At 44.3% G+C, this 3,211-nt stretch carries 3 protein-coding genes; all 3 read right to left on the bottom strand.

Annotated features, from left to right (window positions below; translation table 11 throughout):
- Positions 1–78: 78 nt before the first annotated feature.
- Positions 79–993, bottom strand: a complete 915-nt coding sequence (locus Pmgp_RS18915) for a tyrosine-type recombinase/integrase (protein WP_243119959.1) — start codon at positions 991–993, stop codon at positions 79–81.
- 41 nt (positions 994–1,034) lie between these two features.
- Positions 1,035–2,267 carry a site-specific integrase gene (locus tag Pmgp_RS18910; RefSeq protein ID WP_134216189.1) on the bottom strand — a complete coding sequence of 411 codons (1,233 nt, stop codon included), beginning with the start codon at positions 2,265–2,267 and terminating at the stop codon, positions 1,035–1,037.
- Between the two features lie 337 nt (positions 2,268–2,604).
- Positions 2,605–3,211, bottom strand: a 607-nt coding sequence (locus Pmgp_RS18905) for an IS256 family transposase (RefSeq protein ID WP_134216187.1), incomplete at its 5' end; no start/stop codon positions are given.

Raw genomic sequence — 3,211 nt, 5'->3', positions numbered from 1 at the left:
ATCGTATGCGAGCTGCGCCGAGCCTGTTTAGGTAGGAAAATGGTAAAAAACTCTCGCAGATGTGAGAACAGGTTATCTTTACTCTTCTTCAAAATCATAAACCTCCGGTATGATACCGTCTGAGCGAGTGAAGTCCATAAGAGCTAACCGCTCTGGCAGTAAATGAATGTAGTAGTATGTGGCAGAAAAGCTTTCGTGCCCCATATAGGTACTGAGGTATGGGATCATCGCGTCCAGATCCCTTCCCTCTTCAATCCAGCGCATTAGTATTTGTGTAGCGAAATTGTGTCGGAGAGCATAGGGAGTACAGGAACCACGGCTGTTTTCATTCCCGCTTATCTCCCAGCACATACGGAAAGCATTGCAGAGCCAATCGGTTGTGTAGGCATTTCCCGATTGAGCTTGAAAGAAATATGTTCTGTGGGGGATCATTTTTTTCGCTATTCGGTTGTACCTCTTGCACATCTCCATAACTTCTGCGTTAGCAGGCAGGCACCGATCCTTGTGGCGCTTTCCATCGGCGATATAAATGGTATTATCGGTGAAGTTGAAATCTACACACCGCAGACACCGCACCTCTTGTGGACGCATTCCGCAGGCATACTGTAAACGAAAAATGACCGGCACCGTAAACTCATGCAGAACGTTTTTTCTGCTGCTAGAGTAGCAATCCGTCGCCTTAAAAAAGTTCGTTAGTTCAACATGATTCATGATGATAGGTTGTTTGGCCTTTGGCATAGGAAAGAAAGACGGTGGCATGACATATGCTTCTTCGCCTGCCAGGAAGATATACCGAGCGAATCCTCGAAGTGCACTTGCTCTATTAAAACCACCTTTGCCATTACCTTTGGCATCGTTACACCAAGCGAACGCGATTTTTTTCGTAAGAATGGTTTCGTTCGGGAAATGATTCATACAAAACCGATCAAAGTTCGCAAGGATACTATTGTAATCTTTCACGGAATGCCCCATTGCGGCTCTATGTTCCAGCATTTCTTGGATCTGCCTGGCAAATCCGCTTCTAAATTCATATGTCATAACAGACCAACTTTCTTGGTTCTGAACATGGAAATGTCCAGACAGCATACGCGGAGACCTTCTCTGTCTAAGGCAACATAACGTTTGGCGGAGTTCGGATTTGCATGCCCAAGCATCTCACCAACGGATCGAATAGGAACTCCTGCCCGAACAAGTCTTGTCCCAAAAGTTCTCCTTAATGCGTGAAATGACTTGCCATCCCAAGCTTCATGAGAAATGCCTGCTTTGCAAAGAGATCTGACCATTATGTCATTGCCTGTGAAATCACTTAACCTGTCATGAGGCCTTCTATGACGTACAAATATGTATGGAGAATCCGTTTCGGGACGACCGTTCAGAATATAGTCTGCTATAGCGTTGCCTACTCCTGGCGATAATTCCGTTTGAATACCCACAACGGTTTTGCCTTGGACTACATTAATCACCTTACGATTCCAGTCAATGTCCGATCTCTTTAGGTCTAAAATGTCCACACCTCGAAGCCCTGTCCAAAGCGCGATCATTAGGATAGCATAATCTCGTTTCCCGATAGGAGTAGTTCTGTCCACACTGTCAAGAATGGCTTCCGTCTCTTTGTCGGAAAAGCAAGGTAGCAATTTTCGATGTCTGGGTGCCGGGTTGATAAGGTTCCATTCAGCGTTGATAGATGCAAGTCCGGTATCAGCTAGGTATGAAAGAAATTTTCTTGTTGCACCCGTGAGCATTGATATGCTGGCTTTATGGTTTGGAGCTGCGTTCACAATAAAATCCTTCACATTCTCGGACGTTAGTTTGTTGAAATTCTGCATGCTATTTTGCTCAATGAAAACAAGAAACTGCCGTATTATGCATATGTGCCTCCGGATAGTTCTGAGTGCTAGGGATTTAGAGATGTGGGTGCTGTAGTCAGCCAGAATCTCTTCAAAGTAATCGCACAGCTTTCTCTGTTTGAAACTCTTTTGCTCCCATACAAGCTCCCTGCCTTGCATGCAGTCTGCCAGTAGTGCAGCCGCTTTCCTTCGGTGTATCATAGTAGATTTGCTAAACTCACCGTTCTTTGCCTTTGACATCTGTTCCTCTGCATAGGCCTGCATTTCGTCATCAGAAAAGCTCTCAATGCAGTTGGCTTCGCAGTAAGGAACAATGCTACTCCGCAGATAAATCGTATACTGCTTAATGCTACTATTACTGAGAGGGATCTTTCGGAGAAATGCCAAAACACACTCGATTGCTTCCATGATCTTTTGCATAGAAAAACCTCCATAATAGATTCGTCTTGGTTGACCACCAGACGTCTCTATTATGGAGGAATAAAAAATAGTAGAATACAATATTCCGATTCTTTTAAGCGAAAGGATAGTGACGGTGTTGCATCTACAAAATACTCAGTAAGGTTTGAAAAATCATCGGAATACATCAAAAAACGGAATATGCCCTAAAATCCCGATATCGTAATATTAGGGCGATGCTGGAGAGCAACCCGAGCGCCTGGCGGGGTTCTGCCGGGGATAGAGAGGGTGACTGTTATAGTCATCCCCTTATTCTTTTATGGCTATCCCTGCCAGAACTCAAAGCGTTAAACTCGTTTTAAATTGCTATTTCTGAATCTAACCTGTCTTCAAAGTAGATGGCAAACTGTGAGATGCAGTTTTTCCAATCCCTTATGGACATGGTCCATTTTTTAGACGCCTCGATAGTCGCCAGGTATATTATTTTAACCAGGGCTTCGTCTGTCGGATAGGCCGTCTTGGTCTTGGTTACTTTTCTTAGTTGCCTGTGATAACCTTCGATAATATTAGTTGTGTAGATCATCCGCCGGATCTCGTATGGGTACTTGAAGTAAGCCGTTAATTCCAGCCAATTGTTTTCCCAGGACCGGACAATGATGGGATGCTTTTTGCCCCATTTTTCTTTGAAGGCGGTAAAAGAACTCTCTGCTTCTTCTATGGTCAAGGCCTGGTAAACTTTCTTTAAATCAGCGATTAATTCTTTTTGATATTTGTAGGCTACATATTTCATGGAGTTACGTATTTGGTGGATAATGCACAATTGTATCTCGGTCCGCGGGAAAGCAGTGCTAATAGCCTCTGAAAACCCGGAAAGCCCGTCTTTGCAGGCGATCAGGATATCTTGAACCCCCCTGTTTTTCAGGTCATTACACACGCCGAGCCAGAAACTGGCGCTTTCGTTTTCC

Source organism: Pelotomaculum propionicicum (assembly GCF_004369225.1).
Classification (GTDB): Bacteria; Bacillota; Desulfotomaculia; order Desulfotomaculales; family Pelotomaculaceae; genus Pelotomaculum_B; species Pelotomaculum_B propionicicum.
The sequence above is the reverse complement of the archived record's forward strand: the minus strand, read 5'-3'. Positions and strand labels throughout refer to the sequence as shown.